The following is a 25,181-nucleotide window of genomic DNA, read 5'->3' on the forward strand; positions in this document are numbered from 1 at the left end:
ATTTCACATATTTAAAATTATTTTTTAATTTTTAAAACTAAATATTTGAAATAAAATTAATTTTCTGCTTCAGAATAAGCTTTAAAAGGTTTAATATCTAAAATCGGAGTTCCGTCAAACATATCTATTCTTTTAACTTTTATAATATTATCTTTTACATCCAGCACATCAAGAACTGAAAGTCCTATAGGATTAGGTCTTATAGGAGAACAAAGGCTGAAAACTCCTTTAGGACTATCTTTATGAGGAGGTTTTTGAATAAGTTTATCTTTTGTAAAAGAAGGTGATTTATGAAAGCAAAAAAGCACTACTATTTTATCTCCAGGTTTTATATCTTTAAGTCCATCTTTATATTCAGGGTTTATAATAAGTTCTCCTTCTACTTTAGAATAACTCCAATGCCTCGGGATTTCAATAGCGGAGGTCTTAACATAACCAATTGGTTTAAAAATAAACTCTTCTTGAGATTGTTTTTCCATTTTAAACTCCTTGTTTTCCCTTAATTTCAATAGTGGTTTTTTATAAATTAAATTATATCACAGAATTTTAAAAATGTTTATGATACACTACCTATAAAGACATTAAACGATATTTCAAATAGTTATATTAAAAGGGATAAAAAGGTAAAGGAATAGATTCAAAATTTCTTAACACCATGTTAGAATATGGAAAGAAAAGAGGAAGAAAAATAGCAGAACTTTTGGAAGGAGGTTTTATGGATATCCTTGTTTTTGGATTAGGTGCTTTAGGAACTGTATTTGCTACCTGTTTAAAAAATGCAGGCCATAATGTATATGCTTTTATTAAAAAAGAGCATCTCTCTAAATTTAAAAATAAAAAGTTAAAAATCATAGGTTTATTTGGCGAAAAAGAAGCAGAAGTAAATGAATTCTTTTATGAATTAAAAGATTTAAAAGAAAAATTCTTGGATTTAATCATTCTTACAGTAAAGGCTTTTGATACAGAAAAAGCAATTTATCAAATTAAAGAAATTATAAAGCCTGATACTTTGGTTCTCCTTGCCCAAAATGGCTATGGAAACTATGAAATAGCCAGTAAAATCTTAGGAAAAGAAAAAGTTATTTTAGGAAGGGTTATTTTTGGAGCAAGAGTTATAAAACCAGCTTTAGCAGAAGTCACAGTTATCGCTGATGATGTAGTTATAGGACAACCTGATAAAGCTATTGATAAAACTACTTTAGAAAACATAGCTAATATGCTTACCAATGCAGGTATCCCAACCCGTGTTTCTGAAGATGTGTATGCTATTTTATGGGATAAAATTCTTTACAACTCTGCTTTAAATCCTTTGGGAGCACTTCTTGAGTGTAGTTATGGAGATCTGGCTGAGATGGAAGAAACAAGATGGATTATGAATAAAATCATAGATGAGATCTTTGAAGTTACTAAAGCAAATAATATAAAACTTAACTGGAAAAACTCTGAAGAGTATAAAAAAATTTTTTATGAAAAATTAATACCTCCTACTGCTAAGCATTATCCTTCTATGTATTATGATATAAAATCAGGGAAAAAAACAGAAATTGATGCTCTAAATGGAGCTATTGTTGAATTGGCTAAAAAAGCTGGTTTAAAAGCTGGGATAAATCAAGTTATTACTAATTTAATAAAAGCTAAAGAAAAATTAGTTTTTAAATAATTAAAAATCTTGAAATTTAACTAATTAGCTATAATTTGTAAATAGATCCTTTTGAAAAGGAGGCTTTAATGAAATCATTTAAAGATATAGCTAAGATTTTAAAAGCTTTATCTGATGAAACAAGACTTAAAATAATTACTTTACTTTCTTTTCGTCCTCATTGTGTATGCGAACTTTCTAATATTATTGGTTTCTCCCAACCTACTATTTCAAGACACTTACAGATTCTTGCTGAAGCAGGTATAGTAAATTTTAAAAAAGAAAGATTTTTTATTATTTATTATTTAGCTCCTAAAAGTGAGTTTATTGAAAAAATTCTGGAAACGATTTTAGATACCATAAAAGATTATCCTTTTTATAATAATTTGATTAAAAAAACTACTCCTACTTTTTCTTTTAACGGTGTGGAGTTGCCTTCACAAGTTAAAAATTTTAAAAAATATCTTTAAATTTAATAAAATCGTGATAATAATTTCTTGTGCGTTTATTAGAATTAACTCCCCATAGAATAATATTAATTTCCTATTTAATTTTAATCTTAATTGGAGCTATTTTACTTTATTTGCCCTTTTCAGTAAATAAACCTATTCATTTTTTGGATGCAATTTTTACTGCCACTTCTGCAGTAACAGTTACAGGTCTTATTGTTCTCAATACTGCAAAAGATTTTACTTTTTTAGGTAAATTAATAATTCTTTTTCTTATTCAAATTGGTGGTTTAGGTTACCTAACTTTTACTACTTATTTTTTAATTACTCTTAAAAGAAAAATAGGATTAAGAGAAAGACTTATTTTAGCAGAATCTTTAAATATCTCAGAAATTTATGGTTTGGTTAAATTTTTAAAAAAAGTTTTTCCTATAATTATTTTAATAGAATTTATAGGAACAATTTTATTATTCTTTCCTTTCCTTTTTAAATTTAAAGATTTTAATTTTGCTTTTTTTGCTGCTTTTTTTCATTCTATCTCAGCCTTTAATAATGCCGGTTTTTCAATTTTTCCTGATAATTTTATACAATTTAGAAACAATTTTTTTATTAATTTTATAATTGCTTTGCTTATTATTTTAGGAGGGTTGGGTTTTTATGTATTAGATGAATTATTATTATACATTAAAAAAGAAATTAAAATGTTGAGTATTCATACTAAATTGGTTCTTTTAAGTTCAATTATATTTATATTTCTGGGAGCATTAATATTATTTATAAATGTTTTTAACTGGAGTGACCTAACTTTTAAAGAGAAATTTTTAATTTCCTTTTTTCATAGTATTTCAGCCCGAACAGCTGGTTTTAATACTATAGATTTATCCAGATTTTCAGAAGGCTCTCTATTTTCTCTGATATGCTTAATGTTTATAGGTGCTTCTCCTGGAGGTACAGGAGGTGGTATAAAAACAATTACCATGGTAGTTATTTTGCTTTCAGTATATTCTTATATCCGAGGATATAAAGAGGTAGTAGTTTTTAATAGAAGCATAAAAGATAACCAAATCCACAGGGCTATGATAATATTGAGCTTAGGATTTTTTTATACTACTTTTATGGCTTTGTTACTTAGTGAATTGGAAGAAAAGCCCTTTCTTGCTACTTTATTTGAAGTGATTTCTGCTTTTTCCACAGTTGGACTTTCTATAGGAAATTCTCAAGGATTAAGTTTTTGTGCAGATTTTTCTAACATTGGTAAATTATTAATAATTTTAACAATGATTGTAGGAAGAGTTGGTATTTTAAGTTTTATGTTGGCTATAGCTGGAAAAGAAAAAATAAGGTATATTAAACATCCAGAAGCGAGGTTATACTTATGAAGGTTAAAAAAGTTTTTGGAGTTATAGGTTTAGGAAGATTTGGTTCCAATGTAGCTAAATTATTAGCTGAAGCAGGAGCTGAAGTAATAGCTTGTGATATAAACGAAGAAAGAGTTAAGGCTATTTCAGATCTGGTTTCTAAAGCCTTTATTCTTGATGCTACAGATGAAAAAGCCCTTAGAGAATCAGGTATTGCTAATGTGGATGTAGCTATAGTCAGTATTGGAGAGAATATAGAAGCAAGTATTTTAATTGTGGTTCAGCTTTTAGAATTAGATGTAAAAGAAATTATAGCTAAAGCTGCAACCTCTATTCATGGTAAAATTCTTGAAAAACTCGGTGCAACAAGGGTGATTTATCCAGAAAGAGATATGGCTATAAGATTAGCTCATTCACTTTTAATAGGTGGTTTTATTGAAGAAATACCTTTTGCTGAAGATTATAGTATATTTGAAATAAAAGTGCCTTCATATTTTATAAATAAATCTCTAAAAGACTTGGATTTAAGAAAAAAATATAAAATTACAGTATTAGCTATAAAAAGAGGAGATAATGTTATAATAAACCCTCCTGCTGAAGAAAAATTTATGGAAAATGATGTCCTTTTAATACTGGGTAAAGCTGAGAGGATATTAAAGTTATAAAATTTTATAAAATTTATCTTTTTCTAAATAATAAGTTTTATTTGCAATCTCCTTTAAAAACTCTTTATCATGAGAAACAATAACACAATTTTTAACATAATTTTTTAAAAATTCTATAAGTTTAAATTTGGTTTTTTCATCAAGTCCTGCAGAAGGTTCATCAAGAAGATAACAAATGGGATTCATAGCAAAAATTCCTGCCAGAGCCACTAATTTTTTTTCTCCTCCTGAGAGTTTGTAAATAGGTCTTTCAAGTAAATGATGTATATTAAATAAATCAGATATATTTTGCACTATTTTTAAAACTTCTTCTTTACTTTTTCCAAGATTTAGAGGACCAAAAGCTATATCTTCTTTTACTGTGGGACAAAATAATTGGGAATCAGAGTCCTGAAAAAGTAGACCAATCTTTTGTCTTACTTCTATAAAATCTTTTTCTTTTTTTCTTTCTTTTCCTAAAATTATTATTTTCCCTTTTTGAGGTCTTAAAAATCCTGTAATAATATAAAGTAAAGTAGTTTTTCCTGCTCCGTTAGGTCCGACTAAACCGACTTTATCCCCTACCCTAACTTCAAAATTAATATTTTTTAAAACTGGAAAAGAATTATAACTAAAAGTAATGTTTTCCAATTTTATTAATATATCTTCCATAATTAGCCTTTTCTAATTAAATAAAAAAATTAAAATAGATATTAAACATATAAAAATTCCAAAGATTATATCTTTTTTCTCCATTTTAAAATGATCTAAAAGAGGGAAAAAACCTTTAAAACCTCTGCAAAGCATGGCTTTATATACTTCTTCAGATCTTTCAAAACTCTTTAATAATAAAGCTCCTAATATATAAGCATAAGTTTTATAAGTAAAAATATTAGTTTTTGGATTAAAACCACGAGCCAAAACCGCTCTTTTTATTTTTATATATTCTTCATGCATAACAGTAATATAACGGTAAAATAAAAAAAATACAGTTACTAATTTGGTTGGGATTTTAAAATGAAGCATAGCATGAGCAATATCAAAAATAGTAGAAGTAGCTAACAGAGCTATAGTTGCTAAAATTATAGCATTACATTTAAGTGTTATAGATAAGGCATATTCAATTCCTTTTAAACTTATTTTTAAAAATCCTAAATGAATATAAGGATTAGATTGATAAGTAAAAGGCAAAAATAGCCACATAAATAAAATAAAAAAATTAGCTGAAAAAATTCTATTTGTTAATTCTTTTAAATTAAGATTTGCTATTAAGATTAAAGACAAGGAAAATAAAAGATACAAAAAGGGAACTAAAAGCCCTTTAGAAATAGCACATAATATTGCAAAAACAGTTAAACTTAAAATTTTTATTCTTGGATCAAGTTTATGTAAGAAGGAATTTCCCTCTGCAAAAACTTCAAGATGCATTTAAAATTTCTTATAATCTCTTTCTGGTTTTTAACAGAGCAATTATACCCCAAATTCCAAAAATGTAACCTATTCCACCTATTATTTCATGAATTTTAGCTTTACTCATGTCTTTTTTTAGATCCATAAGCATAGATTTTATACCTTCTGTTTCCTCAGCTACAACTTGCCTAACAATCTTTTTTAATTCATCTTTACTAATAGATGTCTGAATTTGAGAATTTTTGGATTTAACAATTTTTTTAGATATTTCTTTTTGAGAGGAAGTTTGATTCTTTTCAGTTACCTCTTTCAGGCCTTCTATTTCATATTCTGCTAAATGCCCCTCTCCTGCAATTAATTTTATTTTAACAGATCCTTTTTCATTAACTAAAACTTTAAATCTCCCTTTTTCATCAGTAGTAGTTTGTGCGATTTTTTTTCCTTGTTCATCATAAATTTCTACTAAACATTTTTTACAAGGAGATCCATCAGAAAAATATGATTCTCCTATAATACAGTTTCCCTCTCTATAACCAAAAACACTTACTTTATGAGCTAAAGCTGCTTTAACTGATATCAACATTAAAAATAAGCTAAATAATAAACATAACCTTTTATTCATAAATTGCCTCCGGTTTAACTTTTAGTAAATAAGTAACTACAAAGGCTGTGATAAAACCTTCTATAATTGCTATAGGAAGATGTGCAATTAATAAAGCTTTGGCAACAGAAATAAAATTATGTTCTGTAAAATATAAAGCCAGGCTTGTAAAAATTCCTGCTAAAAACACAGATAAAGACCCAGCTAAAAAGCCTCCTATAAAGCTTAATTTTAAATTTTCTTTTTTTTCAAAACTTCTAAATAAATACCAACATATTACAGCCGGGAGAGCCATATCAAAGGTATTTACTCCCAAGGTGGTAAGGCCTCCAAATTGAAACAAAAGAGCCTGAAGTAATAAACCCAAGAAAATAGCCAGAAAAGAAGTCCATCCTAAAAGCAACCCTACTAAACCATTTAAAATTAAATGAACTGAAGTAGGACCAATAGGCACATGGATTAAGGAGGCTACAAAAAAAGTGCTTGAAAGCACAGCAACTTCCGGAAGTTTCTTATTTTTGAGATTTTTTAATCCTATAGCTAAACCAGCTAAGGTTAAAATCCCTCCTGCTAAAAGAACAGGAGGGGATAAAACCCCCTCTGAAATATGCATTTTATTTTACCTCTTTTGGTTTTGGATAGGCTTTTACCCACATAACAGCATCAAGTTCAAGAGGATACTCTTTCCCATCTGGACCTTTCAAAGTGCCGCCATCTCCAAGAGCAGAAAATCCCCACCATCCAGCCCAAGGAATGGTATATTCAAAATAGCCATTTTCATCGGTTTTTACTACTTGAGTAACAAAAGATTCTGCTGGAGTTTTGACTCCTTTAGTATTTAAGTATTCAACTTCCACATCTATGTTAGAAGCTGGTTTACCATTGATGAAAACTCTCCCTCTAAAGGTGTTCCCTTCCCAAAGAGCAAAAGGTTTTACTAAAGGAATAATTTCAGCTTTAAGACCTATAGGTTTATCCCAACCATCTTCCATTCCTAAGGCAGAAATACATACCTTGGTTATCTGTTTTATAAATTTCTCTTCTGCAGGTTCAAAATATGGTGCTGGATCTACATAAATTTGATAAACTCCTGGTCTGTTAATTTTAAGATCAGTAATATACATATGAACTTTATTCTTGCTGCCCTTCATAGATGGAATCAGTTTAACCTTCCAATTGGGCTTAATTTTTTCTCCTCTTACAAAAATTCCACTATCAATAATTTTAAAATCCATATTAGGTCCGCCTTCCATAGGATGGGTAAATTTCGCTTCTATTTTAATTGTTTTAACCCTATCTATATTGTCAGTAGTAGGTTTTAAAAGTAAAAAATGAGCTTTTGCTAAAGATGTAGAAAATAGTAATATAGATCCTCCTAAAATAACATTTTTTAAAATCTTTTTCATAGTATGCCTCCTTTTATAGGAATATTTTTCTAATTTTTATCACTAATAAAAAAATTGTCAACTTTTATAAAAGATTTTTTTAATTCAAAATTTTTGGTCCTTTATTTATACTAATTTTTAAAAAGATTTTAGATCTCAAAGATATTTTTAGCTTGACAAAAAAATTTTCTTAACTATTATTTAATCTATGAAAGGTAAACTTTTTAGTTTTCTTATTTTTCCTATTATTTTAACAGGTATTATTTTTATTTCTAAGGTATCTTTTATAAATATAGCTAAAGAAGACTTTAAATGTCTAAAATGTCATAAAGGCTCTAAAAGTTTAGAAAATATTGTTAAAGAAAAACATATCACTTCAGCAGATCAATTAAAATATTTAATTAGAAAAGGACCAAAATCTGGATTACATATTACCGTTCCTGATAAAGATTTAGAAAAGGCTATTGAATATCTACATTTAAAATATAATGTCAAAAAAGAAAAAACAAAAAAGAATTAACTCAAAATTTTTGGAAGAAGAAATTTTTTCACTCTTCAAAAAAAAGAAAAAACCTCTCCTTTTAAAAGAAATTTATCATTTTTTAAATATTCCTTCTGAAGAAAGAAAAAAAGTAAGAGCCATTATCAAAGATCTCACAGAACAAGGGAAACTTGTTAGGATTAAACGGAGAAAATATGGTCTTTCTGAACATTTGGATGTAGTTAAAGGCACACTAAGAGTTCATCCTGATGGTTTTGGATTTGTAGAAACTGAAGATGAAAGAACTGTTTTTATACCTCCAAGAAAGATAGGTAAAGCTTTAAATGGAGATATAGTTTTAGTAAGAATTGATAAATCCACACCTAAAGGTCCAGAAGGAACAATTATTCAGGTTTTAGAAAGAAAAAGAAAAAATATTATTGGATATCTTATTAAACGCAAAAAACTTTTTTTTGTGGAACCTGAAGACCCCCGTTTTCCTTTTGAAATTTATATTCCCAAAAAACGATTACATAATGCCCAAAAAGGTCATTTAGTAGTTACCAAAATTATCCAGAATACTTCAGAATTTGGTCTTCCTATAGGAGAGATTGTTAAAGATTTAGGAGATCCTTCTAATTTAGAAACTCATACCTGGGCTGTGATTTATAACTATGATCTACCTCATGAGTGGAAATCTAAGGTGAAAAAAGAGCTTGCTAAAATTCCTGAAGAAGTAAGACCTGAAGATAAAAAAGGACGTCAAGATTTAACAAAAATTCCTTTAGTCACTATAGATGGAGAAAATGCCAAAGATTTTGATGATGCTATTTGTGTGAAAAGAACTCCTAAAGGTTATAAACTTTGGGTTGCTATTGCTGATGTGTCCCATTATGTTCAAAAAAATTCATTTTTAGATAAAGAAGCTTATTTAAGAGGGACCAGTGTCTATTTTCCTAATATGGTAATTCCTATGTTTCCTGAAAAGCTCTCTAATAATCTCTGTAGCTTAAATCCTCAAGTAGAACGATTAGCTATGGTGGTTGAATTAGATTTCAATCAATATGGAGATATTTTAAAAAAAAATTTTTATGAAGCAGTAATAAAATCTCACGCCCGTTTAACTTATACAGAAGTTAAACAAATGATAGTTGATAAAAATAAAGAAGTGATTCAAAAATATGAAAATTTATATTCTATGTTAGAAGTTGCAGCAGAATTAGCTTTGATTTTAAGAGAAAAAAGATTAAGAAGAGGAAGTCTTGATTTTGATCTCCCTGAACCAGAAGTTGTTATAAATATGAAAGGAGAAATAGAAAATATAGTAAAAAGAGAAAGGAATTTAGCTCACATGCTTATAGAAGATTTTATGATTATAGCTAATGAAGCAGTGGCAGAATTTTTAACAGAGAAAGGTTATTCTTTTCTCTATCGTGTACATGAAACACCTGATTTAAATAAATTGAAACAACTTTCTGAAATATTTTTAGCTTATGGAATAGAAATAGAGTTCCCTGAAGAAATAACACCTCAATTTTTTCAAGAACTTTTAAGTAATTTTGCAGGAAAACCTTATGCTTATTTACTTAATAATCTTCTTTTAAGATCTCTTAAGCAAGCCAAATATTCTCCAGAAAATGTAGGACATTTTGGTTTAGCTTCTGAGTGCTATTGTCATTTTACTTCTCCTATTAGACGATATCCTGATTTAGTAGTTCATAGGACTTTAAAAAAAGCTTTAAGGAAGAAAAAGTCACCCTATAGAGAAGATGAACTTGAAATTATGGGAAAACATCTCTCAGAAAGGGAAAGAACAGCAGAAGAAGCAGAAAGAAATGTTCTTAAAAGGTTTCAGGCCTTTTTTATGAAAGATAAACTCGGACAAATTTTTGAAGGGATTATTACTGGAGTCACTGCTTTCGGTTTCTTTGTAGATTTAGAAGAATATTTAATAAGTGGAGTGGTTAGACTGATTGATATTCCGGATGATTTTTATGTGTTAGATGAAAAAGGAATATCTTTAATAGGACAAAAATCAGGAAAAGTCTTTCAAATAGGACAAAAAGTAAAAGTTAAAGTAAAAGAAGTAGATTTAAAACGCTTTCATATTAACTTTGAATTAGTAAATTAAATTTTCTATTATTTAGGCCAAAGTCTAAATTCTTTCAATTTAAGCTCTTTTCTTTTAATTTTACCGCTTATAGTTTTAGGAAGCTCACTTACAAATTCAATTTTTCTGGGATATTTATAAGGTGCTGTTTCTTTTTTTACAAAATGTTGTAGCTCTTTTATTAAGTCTTCTGAGGGGTTATATCCATCCCTTAAAACAATAAAAGCTTTAACAACCTCTCCTCTTATTTCATCAGGACTTGCTACTACTGCAGATTCTTTTACTGCAGGATGTTTAAGTAAAACACTTTCTACCTCAAAAGGAGAAATTCTATATCCTGAACTTATGATAATATCATCTTCTCTACCAAGAAACCAAAAATAGCCATCTTCATCTTTGTATCCCCTATCTCTTGTAAAATACCACTCTCCTTTAAAAGCTGCCTGCATTTCTTTTTCATCGTCAATGTATTCTTTAAATAATCCTACAGGGCGCTCAGGTTTAACCTTTATAGCAATATTTCCATCATCATAAGGTTTAACAGGTTTTCCTTCGTCATCAACTATATCTATGGTAAACCCAGGAGTTGGAAGTCCCATAGCTCCTTTCCTCATAGGAATAAATCTAAACATAGCTATAGTATTTACAGTTTCTGTTTGACCATATCCATTATAAATATATTGTCCTGTTGCTTCTTTCCATATATCTATTATTTCTGGATTTAAAGGCTCTCCAGCAGATACAAAATGTCTGACTGTGGGAAAACTTAAATCTTTTAAAGGAACATCTTTAACCAACATTCTATAAACTGTAGGAGGAGCACATAAAGTAGTTATTTCAAATTTTCTTAAAGTTTCTATCATATTATAAGGAGAGAATTTCTTATCACTTTTTCTGGCAAAAACAGTTGCTCCCATATTCCAAGGACCAAAAAGAGAAGACCAAGCAGCTTTTGCCCATCCTGTATCAGAAAGATTCCAGTGTATATCATCTGGTTTTAGGTCTAACCAAAATTTTCCTGTAATTTTATGAGCTAATGGATAAGAAACTTGCGTATGTAAAACCATTTTAGGAAGACCTGTTGTTCCAGAAGTAAAAAATATAAAAGCAGGGTCATCAGAAAAAGCTCTTTCTCCTAAAAAGGCATCACTTTTCAATAAATCATTAAATTTTTCCCATCCTGATCTATTATCAATGTTTATTAAAATGGTGTTAGAATTTGTAGCATTTACAGCTTCTTCAACTTTAAATGCATTTTCATTATCTGAAATAATAGCTTTTATATTAGTAGCATTCAGTCTATATTCAAGATCCTTAGGAGTTAACATTGTAGTAGCAGGAATAATAATGGCATTGATCCTCATTAAAGCTAATACACATATCCACCATTCATATCTATTGGGAAGATAAATTAAAACTTTATCTCCTTTATTAATTCCTAATTTTTTTAATCCTCCTGCTAATTTGCTTGAAAAAATTGTTAAATCTTCAAAAGTAAATTTTTTTAGTTCATTTCCATCTGTCCAGATAAGAGCAAGTTTTTTACCCCATCTATCAAATACATCTAAAGGAAAGGAAAACCTCTCAGGGATTTCTAAATGAAAATTTTTAATAGTATCATAATAAACCTTTAGTTCTTCATACATAACTCTTCTCCTCCGTCTGGACAAAAAATGTCACGAAATGAAATAAATTGTATTAAAAAGAAAAAACAAGAATTTAATAAAAATTTCACAAAATCTAAGAAGGTAAACTTTTACCCATAGTGGTTAAAGCTACATTAAGATGTAATACCCCTTTTAAAGCTTGAATTTTGTCTGCCAATTTTTTTATTTCATTAGCCCTTCCCTTTACTAAAACCACTTCTAAACACCTTTCATGATCAATATGAATATGTTGTGTAGTAATAATTTTATTATAATGATCATGCTGAACTTCAATAAGCTTCTCAGCCAATTCTCTTTTATGATGATCAAACAAATAAGTTATAACTCCTATTACTTCTTCCTTTGATTCTCTCCATTCTTCTTCTACTAATTTTTGCCTAATCAAATCTCTAATAGCTTCTGAACGGTTGGCATAATGTTTTCTTTCTATATACTCATCAAAAGCTTTTAAAAGTTCCTTGGGTATGGATACTCCGAAACGTGCTAATTCTTCCATAGAGATATTCCTCCTTTTTAAATATTTATTTTTAGTTTTTATTAAAAATTAATATTTTATATTAACAAAAATTACAAAATTTGTAAAGATGATAAATAAATTTTTCTCAAAAAATTTATACTTATCATTTATTAAAAAACTTATTAACAAATCCAAAAAAAGCATTAAAATATATCAAAAAAAAAATACACAGGAGGAAAAAACATGAAAGAATATAATGTAGCTGTAGTAGGAGCTACTGGAGCAGTAGGAAGAATGATGCTTACAGTTTTAGAAGAAAGAAATTTTCCTATCAATAATTTAAGACTTTTTGCTTCTCCTAAATCTAAAGGTTTAACTTTACCTTTTAAAGGCGAACAAATTCCTGTAGAGGTTTTGGAAGAAACCAATAGTTTTAAAGGTATAGATATTGCCTTATTTTCAGCAGGTGCTCAAAGAAGTTTAGATTATGCACCTCTTTTTGCCAGAGATGGAGCAGTGGTAATTGATAACTCCAGTGCCTGGAGAATGGATCCTGAGGTTCCTTTAGTAGTTCCTGAGGTAAATCCTCATGCTGTAGCACAATATAAAAATAAAGGCATTATTGCTAATCCTAATTGTTCTACTATTCAAATGGTAGTTGCTTTAAAACCTTTACATGATTATGCAAAAATAAAAAGAGTAGTGGTAAGCACCTATCAAGCTGTTTCTGGAGCTGGGCAAAAGGCTATTAATGAACTGGAAATCCAGACCAAAGCCTGGTGTGAAGGTAGAAGTCTTCCTGAGCCCAAGTATATCCCCCAAACTATAGCTTTTAATTGTGTACCTCATATAGATGTTTTCCTCTCTAATAGATACACCAAAGAAGAAATGAAAATGGTTAATGAAACCCAAAAAATTATGGAAGATCCTAATATTGGAGTTACTGCAACTACTGTAAGAGTGCCTGTTTTTTACGGACATGCAGAGGCTGTAAATATTGAAACAGAAAAGAAAATTACTGTAGAAAAAGCTATAGAACTTTTAGAAAAAGCTCCAGGAGTAATAGTTTTAGATGATCCTGATAAAAAGCTTTATCCTCTTCAAATTGAAGTAGCAGGAAGAGATGAGGTTTTTGTGGGGAGAATAAGAGAAGATTTTTCTATAGAAAATGGCCTTAATCTTTGGGTAGTAGCAGATAACTTAAGGAAAGGTGCTGCTACTAATGCTGTTCAAATTGCAGAGGTTTTAATCAGAGATTATCTGTAAATGGAAATATTGGTAGAAAAATCTGCTCTACCCTATTCTCTTACTCAGGAAATAATTAAAAAATATCCTTATTCTATAATTTCTTCTTATGAAGATTTTAAATGGGAATTTAAATCTTATCCAGAGCTTGTTTCTCTTGGTAAAAAAAGATTATTCATTATGAATTATAAGGGAAAATTTTTTAGAAAATGTCCTGGCACCAAAAATTATTTTTGCTGTGGTTATAAGATTTTTCATTTCGCTGAAGGGTGTCCTTTAGATTGCACTTATTGCATTTTACAGTGTTATTTTAATAGACCAGGAATTAAACTTTGGGGAAATCTTTTAGAAGATGGTTTAAGAGAGCTGGAGGAGGTTTTAAAAAAACATAAAGAAGAAAAAAAGGTTTTAAGAATAGGAACTGGCGAATTTGCAGATAGTATGGCTTTGGAGCCTATCTGTAAAGTTTCAGAAAAATTGATAAACTTTTGGCAAGAAAAAGATCCCCTTGCTGTTTTAGAATTAAAAACCAAAGTCGCTTTGCCAGAAGAATATTATGCTAAATTTAAACCAGATCCCAGAATAATTTTTGCTTGGTCTATAAATACTAAAAAAATAGTTAAAGAGGAGGAAAAGAAATCTGCCACTTTGAAAGAACGTCTGAAAAGTGCTAAGCTTGCTATAAAATATGGTTTCACTGTAGCCTTTCACTTTGATCCTATTATTTTTTACGAAGAAGCAGAAAAAGAATATCCTGAGATTTTAGAAGAAATTTTAAATAACATACCTCTTGATAGAATAGCTTGGATTAGCTTAGGAACTTTGCGTTATCCCAAGGAATTAAAAGAAATTGCTGAAAGCAGGTTCTCTGATACTAAAATTTATGCCTATGAATTTATAGAAGGTTTAGATGGAAAAAAACGTTATTTTATAGACTTAAGAATTAAACTTTACAATTCCTTAGCAAAAATTATTAAATCTGTAGAAAACCAAGTTGCTTTTTATTTTTGTATGGAAGGAGAAAGAGCCTGGGAAGAGGTTTTAGGAAAAAAAATTAAAGCTTCTGAAGATGTAGCAGCAATTCTTGATGAAGTAGCTATAAGACTTTGTGGTTAAAATCAAAAGGAGGTTTTTATGAGGATTGATGGCAGAAGACCAGAAGACTTAAGACCTGTTAAGTTTCAATTAGACTTTTTAAAAAATCCTTTAAGTTCTGTTATAGTGGAATTCGGGAACACCAAAGTTCTTTGCACAGTTAGTTTAGATGAAAAAGTTCCACCTTTTCTTAAAGGGACAGGAACCGGTTGGATCACTGCTGAATATGCCTTTATCCCCGGTGCAACCACTGAGAGAACTCCCAGAGAAACTATGGGAAGAAAAGGTAGATCTATGGAGATCCAGAGATTAATAGGCAGAACTTTAAGAGGGATAACTGATTTAACTAAATTAGGTGAAAGAACTTTATGGATAGATTGCGAAGTATTAAATGCTGACGGAGGCACAAGAACTGCCTCTGTAACAGGAGCTTTTGTAGCTTTAAAACTTGCTGTAAAAAGACTTTTAGAACGTGGGGTTATCTCAGAAGATCCTATTCTGGAATATTTAGCAGGAATAAGTGTTGGTAAAATAGGCGATGAATTTTATTTAGATTTAAATTTTGAAGAAGACGTATTAGCAGAGGTGGATGCAAATTTTTTTATGACAGAATCAGGTAAAATTGTGGAAATTCAGGCTACTGCTGAAAAAAGGCCTTTTACCTGGGAAGAATTTACTAAAATGAAAGATCTTGCTTTTAAAGGAATACAGGAGTTAATAAAAAAGCAAAAAGAGGTGTTGGGAAATGGATAAAAAAACTCTTTTAATAACTACTTCCAATTTAAACAAAGCCCGTGAAATTAAAGAAATTTTAAAAGACCTCCCTTTGGAAATTAAAACTTTAAAAGATTTTTTTGATATAAAGCCACCAGAAGAAACGGGAAAAACCTTTTTTGAAAATGCTCTTATTAAAGCCAAATATTATGCAGAAAAAACAGGTTATCTATGTTTGGCTGATGATTCTGGATTAGAAGTAGAAGCTTTAAATGGAGCTCCTGGTGTGTACTCTTCAAGATTTGCCGGAGAAAATGCAACAGATGAAGAAAATAATAAAAAATTATTAGAAGCTCTTAAAGATATTCCACCTGAAAAAAGAAAAGCAAAATTTGTATGTGTTATGATAGTTTATTATCCTTCAGGAAAATATATTAAAACAGAAGGAATATGGGAAGGTAAAATAGCATTAGAACCAAGAGGCTCTTTTGGATTTGGCTATGACCCTTTATTTTTGGTTCCAGAATATAACTATGAAAAAACTGCGGCAGAACTTCCTTTAGAGGAAAAAAATAAGTTAAGCCACAGAGCTAAAGCTCTAAAACAATTAAAAGAAATCCTACCTAAATTTTTAAAAGAATTAAACTTAAAATGAATAAATTATTAAATAAAATTAAGAAACAATTTAAAACTGAATTTATTTATCCAGAAATTTTTCATAAAATAAATATCTTAGGAATATTTTCTAAGAAACTTTCTTATTCTTTTAATTTTAGCTCTTTAAATTATAATAATTCTTTTAAATTTTTCTTTCCAAAACAAATTCATAGCACTGATATAATAGAAATTACAGATTCAAAATTTTTTGAAATTCCCCTACCCTTTTCTATAAAAGGTGATGGTGTTTTTACTGATAAAAAAAATTTGTTTTTAGGAGTGAGAACAGCAGACTGTGTTCCTATTTTATTAGCTACTATTGATAGAAAATATGTAGGTATAATACATGCTGGTTGGAGAGGATCTGTAAATAAAATTTTAAAAAAAGCTTTAAAAAATTTTTTTAAATTAAGTTATCAACCCTCAGAAATCTTAATAGCTATAGGACCTCATATAAAGGTATGCTGCTATGAAATTGGAGATGAGGTTATAGAAAAACTAAAAAGTAATTTTACAAATTTTGAGGAATTTCTGGTTTTTAAAAATTCTAAAAATTGTTTAGATTTGGAAAAATTAAATCTTTATCAGGCTATAAATTTAGGAATTCCTCAGAAAAACATCTGGATTTCTAAAGACTGCACTTATTGTTTAAATGCAGAGTACTGGTCACATAGATATCATGGAGAAAAAAGAGGTTTTCAAATATCTTTAATAGGAATAATAGAGCAATGTGGTTAGGAATTTATACTCTTTTATATTACTTAGGAGCTGGAATTTCATTACCAAAGGAATTTTTAAAAAGACCTCCCAAAATTCGGGGAAAATGGCTTAAAGATAAATTAGCTATTTTTCCTACGATTTTTTCTGAAAAAGAAATGATCTGGATTCATGCTGTTTCTGTAGGAGAAGTTGTAGCTGTTTCTAAATTGGTTAAAAAGCTTTCTAAAAGATATGATATTCTTTTAAGCACTATTACAGATACAGGGCAAAAAGTTGCTAAAGAAAAATTTAAAGATCTTCCTGTAAAAACTATCTATTTACCCTTAGATTGCCCTTTTGCCATAAAAAGAACTTTGAAGGCTTTTAAACCAAAAGCTCTTTTAATTGCAGAAACAGAGCTCTGGCCTAATTTAATTGTAACAGCTTCTAAGCATGTTCCTGTTTTTTTAATAAATGGAAGACTTAGTGAAAAATCTTTTAAAAATTATCAAAAAGTAAAATTCTTTATAAAATCTATTTTAGACTGTTTATCTTTTATTGCGGTACAAGAAGAAGTTTATAAAGACCGTTTCAAAGCTCTGGGGGTTTCTGATAATAAAATTTTTGTAACAGGTAATACCAAGTTTGATATAGAAATCAAAGAAATTGATTTTTTTTGGGAAAAATATCTTATAAAACCGATAATTATTGCAGGAAGCACTCATTTTCCAGAAGAAGAATTAATTACAAAAAGTTTTCTTAAACTTGATAACTCTGCCACTCTTTTAATAGTTCCAAGACATCCTGAAAGATTTGATGAAGTAGAAAATACTATAAAAGGATTGATAAAAGGGTATGCTGAAACAGGATTTTTTAGATTAACTTCAGCTTATATTAATAAAAAGGATTTAAATAATTTTAAAAAACTTATTATTCTTGTTGATAAAATGGGAATTTTGGGATCACTTTATAGAATATGTGATATAGCTATTATAGGAGGAAGTTTTATTCCTCATGGGGGACAGAATCCTTTAGAAGCTATTTATTGGAAAAAACCTATTATTTTCGGTCCTTCTATGGAAAATTTCCCTTTTGTTAAAGAATTTTTGGAAAAAAAAGCCTGTATTCAAAGTGATAAAGAATCTTTATTTTATCATTTAAAAAATTTAATTGAAGATAAAAAATTACAAAAAGATTTAGGAAAAAGGGCTTATCAAATTTTTAAAACAAAAAGCGGAGTTACAGAAAAAATTTTAAAATTGCTTGATAAATACGGACTTTCTATATCAGAATCAGATTAATTTAACAGAATTAAAAGAAAAACCGAATTTAATATCTTTTTCTTGTTCATCAAGGGCATACCTGGAGAAAATTTCAAATATTTCCTTTTCACTTGCTAAAAATGCTTCTACAAGTTCTGGATCAAAGTGTTTACCCTTCCCTTTTTCAATGAATTCCATAGCATCTTCAAATTTCCAAGCCTTTTTATAAGGTCTTTCTGAGGTAAGAGCATCAAATACATCTGCTAAAGCTACAATTCTTCCGTATAAAGGTATATTTTCTCCTTTTAAACCATAGGGATAACCTGTTCCATCCCATCTTTCATGATGGGATAGAGCAATTATTGCACCAACACGAAGATAGGGATTTTTACAATCTTTAAGCATTTGGTACCCAACTATGGTGTGTTTTTTCATAAGTTCCCATTCTTCAGGGGTTAATTGTCCTGGTTTAAGCAAGATATTATCAGGGATTGCGAGCTTTCCTATATCATGAAGTGTAGAAGCATAAAAAAGTATTAACTGTTTCTTTTTGTTAAGTCCTATTTTCTCAGCAAGAAGTTTAGAATAATGAGCCATCCTTACAATGTGCACCCCTGTAATTGTATCTTTGCATTCTGCAGCTTTACCCAAAAGGATTAAAGCTTCTTTTTCTCTTTCTTGAATGGTTTTGGTAGCCTTTCTAACCTCTTCTATCAATCTTTTATTAAAATTTTTTAAAACATTATGTGCTTCTTTAATTTTTGCTAAGTTTTTAATACGCACTTGGAATTCAATTGGATCAAAAGGTTTACCCAAAAATTCAGTAGCTCCGGCTTCTAAAGCTTTAACCTTTATTTCATAACTTTCTCCAAAAGCTGTAATCATTACACAAATAATATTTGGATCAAATTGATGAATAGTTTTTATCATTTCTATTCCATCTAAATTAGGCATCATATAATCTACCAAAACTATATCAGCTCCTTCAAATTTGATAAATTCTAAAGCTTCCATTGGATTAAGAAAAGTCTGGATATAATATCCCAAATTTTTACACAATTCTTCTATTAATAAAAGCATTACTTCATCATCATCTACAGCAACTATCCTCAAATTTTTTTTCATTTCCTTTTCTCTTGTTTCCATGATTTATAAGCTTCTTCTAATTTTTTAGCTTCATATTTAAGATTTTCAAATAATCTAAAACATGTTTCAATTTCTTTCATACGAGCTTTCTTCTCCAACTTTTGGCTTAATAAATACAAACTGTCTAATCTTAAAGAACCACTACTTCCTTTAAAATTATGAGCCACTTTAGCTAATTTTTCACAGTCTCTTTCTTTAAGGCATTCTTCTATCTTTTGTAATCTATGTGGTAAAGCTTCAAAGAATTTATCTACAAGTTTCTCAAGAACTTTTTCAGAAAGTCCCAGTTCTAATTTTGCTTTTTTAATGAAGGAAACATCTTTCAAAGGTTCTTCTTTTTTAACTTTTTTATAACTTTCTTCTATTTCAACCTTAGCATATTTTTCAAGGATTTTTTCAAGATCCTTAGCTGAAATAGGTTTAGATATATAATCATCAAAACCAGCTTTTAACAGTCTTTCTTTTTCTCCAGCAAAAGCATGAGCAGTTAAAGCTATTATTGGTATATTTGTAAATTCTTTTTTAATTTGTTTCATAGCTGTTTCTCCATCCATTACAGGCATACTAATATCCATAAAAATAAGATCATATCTATTCTTTTTTACTTTATTAATCGCAATAAGTCCATTTTCAACAGTATCAAACTCTACACTGTATTTTTTAAGTAGTTCTTCTATGAGAATTCTTGCAATTTCATTATCTTCAACTACAAGGACTTTTGCTTTAAATCTCTTCCTTACCTTTTCTTCTGTTTCTTTTTCTACATCTGCAATTCTGACTAAAACATTATATAAATCTAAAAGCTTAGATGAAGTTACTTTTATCTTTTCATTTTCTATTTCTATAGCTTCATCACTAATCAAAATTAAATTGCTACAATCTGGAAAAAGATCTAAAAATTTCTTTAGATTATCAATATTAAAAAAAATGCCTACATCAAAGTGCTTTTCTCCGCTGCTTATTTGTTCTAATTTTAAATGGTAAAAGGGTATTTTCCAAAGATCTAATATATGAGCTATTTCTTTACTTTTTGAATCTTCAGTTTCTTCTATAAAAACATTTTTTAATCTATACAACTCATTTATTGAAACTTCAGGAATACATTTTTCAAATTCTGCTGTAAAATAAAAAGTAGAACCTTCACCTACTTTGCTTTTAACTTTTAACTCTCCTCCGATCATTTTGACTAAGGATGAAGCAATACTTAAACCAAGTCCTGTTCCACTATAGTTAGATGCTCTATCTCTGTAGATTTGAGAAAATTTTTCAAATATATCTTTAAGCTTTTCCTCTGGAATACCTATTCCTGTATCTCTTACTTCAAACTTTAAAATTTGACTGTTTTCTTTATCTTTTACAACTTTAATTTTTATTTCAACTTCTCCTTTATCTGTAAATTTTATAGCATTGCTTATTAAATTGTTTAAAATTTGTCTTAAAGCCTGAACCGGGAAAATTAAACACTCAGAAATACAAGGATCAAAATTATATATATAATTTAAATTTTTTTGTTCAGCTTCAGGAGCAAAAACTTTAACTATTTGATCAAGTTCTAAATATGGATTCACATTTGTATAACCCAATTCATATTTTCCTTCTTCAATTTTAGCCATATCTAAAATGTCATTTACAATAGCTAATAAACTTTGTACTGAAGATTTTATAATTTCTACATAACGTCTCTGTAAACCAGTTAAATGAGTTTGATTTAAAAGCTCTATAAATCCGACAATTCCTGTAAGAGGTGTGCGGATTTCATGACTCATTTTAGCAAGAAAATCGCTTTTTGCTTTGCTGGCTATTTCTGCTTCCTCTTTAGCTTTTAATAATTCTTTTTCCATTATTTCTCTTTTTTTAATTTCATCTAACAATTGTCTATGTTTTTCCTCTAATTCAACCTGACTTTTGGCTAATTGTGAATATAATGTTTCAATATGTTCTATTACAGCACAAAAAAGATTCTCCTGTTCCTCAAATTCTTTTATTTTTTGAAGCAAATTTTCATAGAAAGATTGTTTTCTTTTTTTTAATTTTATCTCTTTATTTATAAATGTATCAAATAAATGTTTAATTTCATTTAAAATTTGAGAAGTATCTTCTTCCTGTTTTTCAAGATCTTTAATTTTCTCTACAAATTCTTCATAAATAGATTTGGTTGTCATAAAAAATTTCTCCTAAATTTTCTTCCTTTTAATCAATTTTTATTAAGGGGGCTATTTTTTCTTTTTGTATATATGGGTACTACACACTAAACAAGGATCAAAAGATCTAATTACATGATATATCTCTACAGGGTTTTCTTCATCTTCTATTTCCATACCTAATAAAGTTTGTTCTACCACTCCTAATCTACCATAAGAATCTCTCGGGGAAAAATTCCAGGTAGTGGGAGTAATTATTTGATATCTTTTTATTTTACCATTTTCTATAACAATCCAATGTCCTAAAGCTCCTCGTGGTGCTTCAGTAAGTCCCACTCCTAAGGTATTAAGTAAAATATCATATTTTTTATAAACTGGCTCTTCTGGGTCAACTTTATTTAGCCAGTTTTCTAATGCCTTTATTAATATCAACGATTCTTGAAGTTTAGCTAAAACTCTTACCAATATACTTGCTTTAAATTTGTTAAAATAGTCAAGTATGAGAGGATCATTATTAATAATTAATCTTGCTAAGGATCCTACTTCTACAACATTATTATCATAACGGGGAGACTTTATCCAGCTATAGGCTTTTAATTTATCTATATCTGGTTGAGTTTTACCTTCTAAAGGGTATTCAATATTTTTATCATTTGCATACCAAGAATATTCTATATGTTCTGCTATTTTTTGAGGATCAAAAGATTTACACTCACTATTGAAATAACCACTTTTAAAGAACAGAGTTCCATCAGGTTCCTCAAATGCTCCAAAACAAAGAAACTTTCCTATACTTACTCCTAATCTATCTAAACTAAGTTCTTGGGCTACACGAATAAAAAATCCTATATCGCTTTCAGCATGATCTTTTTTCTCTTCAAGCCACTTTTCTACATCTTCAACTTTTTTATTTTTCATCCATCTATCTAAGGAACAACCTAAAAATTTTTTTTCAAGAAAATCTTTAAATTCATTTAAGATTCCTAAAGCACGAATTATTTCTCCAAAAGTTAAACTTTTAGTTACTCCTCCAGGTTGAAAAGCAAGCGCATTAGGCCATTTTCCTATTAAAATTCCTAATAGCTCAAGCAATTTTTTTCTTTCTTTTATGAAAGAAAGATAAGACTCTCCTTTCATAGGAGCAAAACGTTGATAAGCTTCTTTATAGAAAGATAAATTTTTATATTTTTTATTTATAAAGTCTATTATGAAATATAAATAAAAATGGGTTAAATTACTTAAAATAATTTCACAGGCATGAGAAATATTTCTTAAATAATAAGCATTAGGCGGCATTTCAGCTGCGTAGGCATTTTTTAAAGCTTTAGAAGCTGCGATAGAATGTGATAAATTACAAATTCCGCAAATTCTTGGAGTAAAAACAAGAGCATCTATAGGATCTCTTCCTTCTAAAATTATTTCAAATCCTCTAAACATTACACCAGATACATGCACATTTATAATAGTTTTATTTTTTATATCAACTTCTATCTTTAAATCACCTTCAATCCTTGTAAAAGGGCTTAATACAATCTTTTTACCCATAAAATATCTCTTTTTTAATCTATCCTTTTAAAAGAAATAGCATTTTTCTTTACTCTTTCAGGGGTTGCAGCTTTAGCAAGAGTTGAAATTCCAATATACCAGGCCTTAGGAACATCCTTAGGTAAAGTAACAGGAATATCAGCAATTTTTTTAGTTTCAAAAAAGGGAACTGATCCATCAGGAAAATCTGGAGAAGTACAGGCTATACACGGAAAACCACCTCTCACACAGCTTCCTGTTCTTCCAAGCCAGAGACGAATATTACAGTCTGAAAAACAAACAGTTCCTTTACATCCAAGATGTTCAAATAAGCAGCCTTGTTGTCCAAATTCTAAAGCTGAGGCTTTAAACTCATAATATTCATTTCTTGGGCACCCATGATGAGATAAGTGGTTGTAAAATTCCTTAGGCCTTTGGTATTCATCCAGATCTTTTAGAGAAAGTTTTCCAAATGTTATCATGCCAAGGGTCTCCATAAGCCAATCTGGATGGGCAGGACATCCTGGTATGTTAATAACAGGAAGTCCAGATTTGGAGGTATATTTAGCACCGAGGAATCCACCCTTCTGATTTCTCAAAAATTGTAATCCAGTTGCTTCAGTGGGATTAGAACCTGCAGCTGGTATACCTCCAAAAGAAGCACAGGTACCTAAAGCTATTAAATATTTGCAAACCTTGGCTAAATTTTCTAACCAATCTTTGAAAGGTTTATCATTCCAAATAAAGTATTTTCCAGAGTTCTTAGGTCCTAAAGGTACAGAGCCTTCTACAATTAAAATATCTAAGGGTATTTTACCATTGAGTATTTCTGTAAACAAGCCAAATATCTCGTCTCCCATATCCGCACTTAAAGATGGATGCCATAAAAGATTTAATTTTAACATTTTAAATCCTGTAATAATATCAGGTTGTTCGGCATTTAAAAAAGAAAAAGTATCTCCGCCACAACTTAAAGCTTTTAACCACAATACATTCATCATAAGTTAAAAAATTCCTATAAAAAAATTCTTAATAATCTAAATTAATTTTAAAACTTTTTTAAAAAAAAAGCAATAACATAATAACACTAAAAATGTCTTAAATTATTAGAAATTTTGTAATAATTCGCAAACTAAGTTTTTTTGAGAGAAAAACTCTTTTTAAGAAAAGATAAAGAAAAAAATTTTAAGAGAAAGTTATTAAGTAGTTTATTTTTAGAGTGCCGAGGGCGGGATTTGAACCCGCACGGGATTAACTCCCACTGGATCCTGAATCCAGCGCGTCTGCCAGTTCCGCCACCTCGGCATATTAGTTTTTAAAAATCGGGGCGACAGGATTTGAACCTGCGACATCCGGCTCCCGAAGCCGATGCTCTCCCAGGCTGAGCTACGCCCCGATTAATTATATTAATAAATTAACTTCAAATCTTCTCTTGTCAAGCTTAAAAATGTTTTTATATAATTCCAATCCCCTTGCAAAAATTAAATTAAGCTTTAAAATTTATTTTTAAAAAAGGAGGAGTGCCCGAGTGGACGAAGGGGTGCGACTGGAAATCGCATGTACGGGGCAACACCCCGTACCGCGGGTTCGAATCCCGCCTCCTCCGCCAGAATATAGAACGCTAAACAAAAAAGATCTATCTTTTTGAATTCTGAAATCTCTTTAAGCCTTGCATCATTATGTCCTTATTAAACAAAGGGATTAAGTGAAGGTTGGAACGCCCTTATCAATTTGATGAATTTCGACAAAATAAGGTAAAAAAATTTAGTAGAGGCCTCTAAAAGTCTTTCTATGCATCTTCTTGAATTTAATAAAAAAGCCGGGAAACATCTTGAAGTTGGCCAGATTTTTTCAAATATTTTGGCTTTTGCTTTAAGCTCAAGACTTAAAAGAGGGGATAACTTTTTTATACTTTGCTCTTTCTCTTGATAGAGAACTTCAAGAAAAAGACAAAGGGTTGTTTATTTTCCCTGGTCATGGTGATTTATTATCCTGCAAGACTACTTATTAAGGAAAGCTTTTAAAAAGAGTTCATTTACCTTATTTTAATCTGCGTTAATAAAATATTTCATATTCTAAATCCAAAATTCCCGCTTAAGGTTGAAGGAGTAAACTTTATTGTGAAGCCTATCCAAAAATTTTAAAAAAATCTCCCCCAAAAATTAACTCTTCTTAAAAAATTCGTAAAAATTAAAAATAAACCCAATTAAAATCCCTACTTTAATTATTTTCTAAGCACAATACCCCCATTTTTTAAATAAAACCCCTTTTACTCCTACTCTCAAATCTTAAATAAAAACTATCTAAAAACTAATCCCCTTTCTAATTGAGTAGCAGCAAAATATATCCAATCAATATGCACTATCTGTTTGGTAAACCATATCTTTAATCGCCGAGCATGTTTTACTACTTTGGCTGCCACTCTTAAAAAATGCTTAATTATTGTGCAGGGACGACATCTTCTGGCTTTCTCTGGCAAAAGATTATATTGCATTCC

The 25,181-nt window shown here is 29.4% G+C and carries 25 protein-coding genes and 3 tRNA genes; 13 read left to right on the forward strand and 15 right to left on the reverse strand.

The features are described from left to right. Positions 1–56 precede the first annotated feature (56 nt). Positions 57–479, reverse strand: a complete 423-nt coding sequence (gene tsaA / locus CC87_RS08170; RefSeq protein ID WP_038058022.1) for a tRNA (N6-threonylcarbamoyladenosine(37)-N6)-methyltransferase TrmO — start codon at positions 477–479, stop codon at positions 57–59. A 176-nt stretch (positions 480–655) separates the two neighbouring features. Here tsaA and CC87_RS08175 point away from each other — a divergent pair, with 176 nt between their 5' ends. From CC87_RS08175 to CC87_RS08190, 4 genes are all read left to right on the forward strand, one after another. Then, positions 656–1,660 carry a ketopantoate reductase family protein gene (locus CC87_RS08175; protein WP_211248415.1) on the forward strand — a complete coding sequence of 335 codons (1,005 nt, stop codon included), beginning with the start codon at positions 656–658 and terminating at the stop codon, positions 1,658–1,660. Positions 1,661–1,728: 68 nt separating this feature from the next. Beyond that, the gene (locus CC87_RS08180) at positions 1,729–2,109 is read left to right on the forward strand and encodes an ArsR/SmtB family transcription factor (protein ID WP_051920808.1); all 381 of its coding nucleotides are present in this window, start codon (positions 1,729–1,731) and stop codon (positions 2,107–2,109) included. A gap of 29 nt (positions 2,110–2,138) precedes the next feature. After that, complete coding sequence (locus CC87_RS08185) at positions 2,139–3,467, forward strand: TrkH family potassium uptake protein (RefSeq protein ID WP_038058025.1); 1,329 nt, start codon at positions 2,139–2,141, stop codon at positions 3,465–3,467. Then, on the forward strand, positions 3,464–4,111 hold the full coding sequence (locus CC87_RS08190) for a potassium channel family protein (protein WP_038058028.1): 648 nt from the start codon (positions 3,464–3,466) through the stop codon (positions 4,109–4,111). Before CC87_RS08185 ends, CC87_RS08190 begins: the two co-directional genes overlap by 4 nt. On the opposite strand, the gene CC87_RS08195 is transcribed toward CC87_RS08190, so the two are convergent. From CC87_RS08195 to CC87_RS08215, 5 genes are read right to left on the reverse strand one after another with little or no spacing between them, the layout of a single operon-like run. Next, a complete protein-coding gene (locus CC87_RS08195; protein WP_038058030.1) occupies positions 4,106–4,762 on the reverse strand; it encodes an energy-coupling factor ABC transporter ATP-binding protein in 657 nt (218 codons plus the stop codon). The two genes, CC87_RS08190 and CC87_RS08195, sit on opposite strands and share 6 nt — an antisense overlap. Positions 4,763–4,774: 12 nt before the next feature. Further along, on the reverse strand, positions 4,775–5,518 hold the full coding sequence (gene cbiQ / locus CC87_RS08200; protein WP_038058032.1) for a cobalt ECF transporter T component CbiQ: 744 nt from the start codon (positions 5,516–5,518) through the stop codon (positions 4,775–4,777). Positions 5,519–5,528: 10 nt separating this feature from the next. Beyond that, positions 5,529–6,122: a hypothetical protein gene (locus tag CC87_RS08205; RefSeq protein ID WP_038058034.1), complete on the reverse strand. Its 594-nt coding sequence runs from the start codon at positions 6,120–6,122 to the stop codon at positions 5,529–5,531. Beyond that, positions 6,115–6,714, reverse strand: coding sequence for a cobalt transporter CbiM (gene cbiM / locus CC87_RS08210; RefSeq protein ID WP_038058036.1), 600 nt, complete (start codon positions 6,712–6,714; stop codon positions 6,115–6,117). The genes CC87_RS08205 and cbiM overlap by 8 nt, the downstream gene beginning before the upstream one ends. 1 nt (position 6,715) lies before the next feature. Then, complete coding sequence (locus tag CC87_RS08215; protein WP_038058038.1) at positions 6,716–7,507, reverse strand: DUF4198 domain-containing protein; 792 nt, start codon at positions 7,505–7,507, stop codon at positions 6,716–6,718. A 187-nt stretch (positions 7,508–7,694) separates the two neighbouring features. On the opposite strand from CC87_RS08215, the gene CC87_RS08220 reads away from it, so the two are divergent. Together CC87_RS08220 and rnr are read left to right on the forward strand one after the other, a co-directional pair. Continuing rightward, on the forward strand, positions 7,695–8,006 hold the full coding sequence (locus tag CC87_RS08220) for a hypothetical protein (RefSeq protein ID WP_038058039.1): 312 nt from the start codon (positions 7,695–7,697) through the stop codon (positions 8,004–8,006). Continuing rightward, positions 7,975–10,098, forward strand: a complete 2,124-nt coding sequence (rnr, locus tag CC87_RS08225; RefSeq protein ID WP_038058040.1) for a ribonuclease R — start codon at positions 7,975–7,977, stop codon at positions 10,096–10,098. The genes CC87_RS08220 and rnr overlap by 32 nt, the downstream gene beginning before the upstream one ends. Positions 10,099–10,106: 8 nt before the next feature. Here the strand turns inward: rnr and CC87_RS08230 are convergent, their stop codons facing one another. Continuing rightward, positions 10,107–11,723 (reverse strand): acyl--CoA ligase, encoded by a 1,617-nt coding sequence (locus tag CC87_RS08230; RefSeq protein ID WP_051920810.1) that lies wholly within the window; start codon positions 11,721–11,723, stop codon positions 10,107–10,109. 94 nt (positions 11,724–11,817) lie between these two features. Beyond that, positions 11,818–12,240, reverse strand: coding sequence for a nickel-responsive transcriptional regulator NikR (gene nikR / locus CC87_RS08235; RefSeq protein WP_038058041.1), 423 nt, complete (start codon positions 12,238–12,240; stop codon positions 11,818–11,820). 204 nt (positions 12,241–12,444) lie between these two features. Here nikR and CC87_RS08240 point away from each other — a divergent pair, with 204 nt between their 5' ends. Genes CC87_RS08240 through CC87_RS08265 form a run of 6 tightly spaced genes read left to right on the forward strand, consistent with a single transcriptional unit; the run spans position 12,445 to position 17,912 of the window. Then, complete coding sequence (locus CC87_RS08240; protein WP_038058042.1) at positions 12,445–13,467, forward strand: aspartate-semialdehyde dehydrogenase; 1,023 nt, start codon at positions 12,445–12,447, stop codon at positions 13,465–13,467. Beyond that, positions 13,468–14,562, forward strand: coding sequence for an SPL family radical SAM protein (locus CC87_RS08245; RefSeq protein ID WP_038058043.1), 1,095 nt, complete (start codon positions 13,468–13,470; stop codon positions 14,560–14,562). 18 nt (positions 14,563–14,580) lie between these two features. Next, entirely contained in the window at positions 14,581–15,294 is a 714-nt protein-coding gene (gene rph, locus CC87_RS08250; protein ID WP_038058045.1) for a ribonuclease PH, read from the forward strand. Continuing rightward, positions 15,287–15,910 (forward strand): XTP/dITP diphosphatase, encoded by a 624-nt coding sequence (locus tag CC87_RS08255; RefSeq protein ID WP_038058047.1) that lies wholly within the window; start codon positions 15,287–15,289, stop codon positions 15,908–15,910. The genes rph and CC87_RS08255 overlap by 8 nt, the downstream gene beginning before the upstream one ends. Next, a complete protein-coding gene (pgeF, locus tag CC87_RS08815; protein ID WP_051920812.1) occupies positions 15,907–16,650 on the forward strand; it encodes a peptidoglycan editing factor PgeF in 744 nt (247 codons plus the stop codon). The genes CC87_RS08255 and pgeF overlap by 4 nt, the downstream gene beginning before the upstream one ends. Then, on the forward strand, positions 16,641–17,912 hold the full coding sequence (locus tag CC87_RS08265; protein WP_038058049.1) for a 3-deoxy-D-manno-octulosonic acid transferase: 1,272 nt from the start codon (positions 16,641–16,643) through the stop codon (positions 17,910–17,912). The genes pgeF and CC87_RS08265 overlap by 10 nt, the downstream gene beginning before the upstream one ends. On the opposite strand, the gene CC87_RS08270 is transcribed toward CC87_RS08265, so the two are convergent. From CC87_RS08270 to CC87_RS08295, 6 genes are all read right to left on the reverse strand, one after another. Continuing rightward, entirely contained in the window at positions 17,904–18,998 is a 1,095-nt protein-coding gene (locus CC87_RS08270) for an HD domain-containing phosphohydrolase (protein WP_084222242.1), read from the reverse strand. The two genes, CC87_RS08265 and CC87_RS08270, sit on opposite strands and share 9 nt — an antisense overlap. Then, a complete protein-coding gene (locus tag CC87_RS08275; protein WP_038058051.1) occupies positions 18,995–21,181 on the reverse strand; it encodes an ATP-binding protein in 2,187 nt (728 codons plus the stop codon). Before CC87_RS08275 ends, CC87_RS08270 begins: the two co-directional genes overlap by 4 nt. A gap of 51 nt (positions 21,182–21,232) precedes the next feature. Then, positions 21,233–22,705, reverse strand: coding sequence for a nickel-dependent hydrogenase large subunit (locus tag CC87_RS08280; RefSeq protein WP_051920814.1), 1,473 nt, complete (start codon positions 22,703–22,705; stop codon positions 21,233–21,235). A 14-nt stretch (positions 22,706–22,719) separates the two neighbouring features. After that, positions 22,720–23,685 (reverse strand): hydrogenase small subunit, encoded by a 966-nt coding sequence (locus CC87_RS08285; protein WP_038058053.1) that lies wholly within the window; start codon positions 23,683–23,685, stop codon positions 22,720–22,722. 219 nt (positions 23,686–23,904) lie between these two features. Further along, positions 23,905–23,989, reverse strand: a tRNA-Leu gene (locus tag CC87_RS08290). 17 nt (positions 23,990–24,006) lie between these two features. Further along, positions 24,007–24,080 (reverse strand) — tRNA-Pro (locus tag CC87_RS08295). A 118-nt stretch (positions 24,081–24,198) separates the two neighbouring features. Between CC87_RS08295 and CC87_RS08300 the strand changes: the two genes are divergently transcribed. Further along, positions 24,199–24,293: transfer RNA gene (locus CC87_RS08300), tRNA-Ser, on the forward strand. Between the two features lie 690 nt (positions 24,294–24,983). On the opposite strand, the gene CC87_RS09145 is transcribed toward CC87_RS08300, so the two are convergent. After that, on the reverse strand, positions 24,984–25,181 hold a 198-nt coding region (locus CC87_RS09145), incomplete at its 5' end, for a hypothetical protein (protein ID WP_169740281.1).

Source organism: Thermodesulfobacterium hydrogeniphilum (assembly GCF_000746255.1).
GTDB lineage: Bacteria > Desulfobacterota > Thermodesulfobacteria > Thermodesulfobacteriales > Thermodesulfobacteriaceae > Thermodesulfobacterium > Thermodesulfobacterium hydrogeniphilum.

Coding starts and splice junctions, on each gene's coding strand:
- CC87_RS08255 (WP_038058047.1), top strand. CDS start 15,287: ATGGATAAAAAAACTCTTTTAATAACTACTTCCAATTTAAACAAAGCC.
- CC87_RS08190 (WP_038058028.1), top strand. CDS start 3,464: ATGAAGGTTAAAAAAGTTTTTGGAGTTATAGGTTTAGGAAGATTTGGT.
- CC87_RS08265 (WP_038058049.1), top strand. CDS start 16,641: ATGTGGTTAGGAATTTATACTCTTTTATATTACTTAGGAGCTGGAATT.
- CC87_RS08245 (WP_038058043.1), top strand. CDS start 13,468: ATGGAAATATTGGTAGAAAAATCTGCTCTACCCTATTCTCTTACTCAG.
- CC87_RS08215 (WP_038058038.1), bottom strand. CDS start 7,507: ATGAAAAAGATTTTAAAAAATGTTATTTTAGGAGGATCTATATTACTA.
- tsaA (WP_038058022.1), bottom strand. CDS start 479: ATGGAAAAACAATCTCAAGAAGAGTTTATTTTTAAACCAATTGGTTAT.
- CC87_RS08220 (WP_038058039.1), top strand. CDS start 7,695: ATGAAAGGTAAACTTTTTAGTTTTCTTATTTTTCCTATTATTTTAACA.
- rph (WP_038058045.1), top strand. CDS start 14,581: ATGAGGATTGATGGCAGAAGACCAGAAGACTTAAGACCTGTTAAGTTT.
- CC87_RS08180 (WP_051920808.1), top strand. CDS start 1,729: ATGAAATCATTTAAAGATATAGCTAAGATTTTAAAAGCTTTATCTGAT.
- CC87_RS08230 (WP_051920810.1), bottom strand. CDS start 11,723: ATGTATGAAGAACTAAAGGTTTATTATGATACTATTAAAAATTTTCAT.
- cbiQ (WP_038058032.1), bottom strand. CDS start 5,518: ATGCATCTTGAAGTTTTTGCAGAGGGAAATTCCTTCTTACATAAACTT.
- CC87_RS08205 (WP_038058034.1), bottom strand. CDS start 6,122: ATGAATAAAAGGTTATGTTTATTATTTAGCTTATTTTTAATGTTGATA.
- rnr (WP_038058040.1), top strand. CDS start 7,975: ATGTCAAAAAAGAAAAAACAAAAAAGAATTAACTCAAAATTTTTGGAA.
- CC87_RS08270 (WP_084222242.1), bottom strand. CDS start 18,998: ATGAAAAAAAATTTGAGGATAGTTGCTGTAGATGATGATGAAGTAATG.
- nikR (WP_038058041.1), bottom strand. CDS start 12,240: ATGGAAGAATTAGCACGTTTCGGAGTATCCATACCCAAGGAACTTTTA.
- CC87_RS08240 (WP_038058042.1), top strand. CDS start 12,445: ATGAAAGAATATAATGTAGCTGTAGTAGGAGCTACTGGAGCAGTAGGA.
- CC87_RS08280 (WP_051920814.1), bottom strand. CDS start 22,705: ATGGGTAAAAAGATTGTATTAAGCCCTTTTACAAGGATTGAAGGTGAT.
- pgeF (WP_051920812.1), top strand. CDS start 15,907: ATGAATAAATTATTAAATAAAATTAAGAAACAATTTAAAACTGAATTT.
- CC87_RS08195 (WP_038058030.1), bottom strand. CDS start 4,762: ATGGAAGATATATTAATAAAATTGGAAAACATTACTTTTAGTTATAAT.
- CC87_RS08285 (WP_038058053.1), bottom strand. CDS start 23,685: ATGATGAATGTATTGTGGTTAAAAGCTTTAAGTTGTGGCGGAGATACT.
- CC87_RS08175 (WP_211248415.1), top strand. CDS start 656: ATGTTAGAATATGGAAAGAAAAGAGGAAGAAAAATAGCAGAACTTTTG.
- CC87_RS08275 (WP_038058051.1), bottom strand. CDS start 21,181: ATGACAACCAAATCTATTTATGAAGAATTTGTAGAGAAAATTAAAGAT.
- cbiM (WP_038058036.1), bottom strand. CDS start 6,714: ATGCATATTTCAGAGGGGGTTTTATCCCCTCCTGTTCTTTTAGCAGGA.